A 203-nucleotide genomic window follows, 5' to 3' on the forward strand; every position below is an offset into this window, starting at 1 on the left:
CTTACCACGGAGTGATTCATGACTGGGGTGAAGTCGTAACAAGGTAGCCCTAGGGGAACCTGGGGCTGGATCACCTCCTTAACGATTTAGAACAGATTTGTTCGAAGTGTCCACACAGATGATTGTTAGTTAGCTTTTGTAAGCTAATTAATATTGCTCTTTAAAAATTTGGAAAGCTGATAATTAAATTCTCGAATAACAAG

At 39.4% G+C, this 203-nt stretch carries 1 rRNA gene; it reads left to right on the forward strand.

From position 1 onward, the window contains the following. Window positions 1-81 (forward strand): 16S ribosomal RNA (locus A7985_RS25630); the annotation flags it as partial. Between the last annotated feature and the right edge of the window lie 122 nt (window positions 82-203).

It is taken from the genome of Pseudoalteromonas luteoviolacea (assembly GCF_001696455.1).
Lineage (GTDB): Bacteria > Pseudomonadota > Gammaproteobacteria > Enterobacterales > Alteromonadaceae > Pseudoalteromonas > Pseudoalteromonas luteoviolacea_C.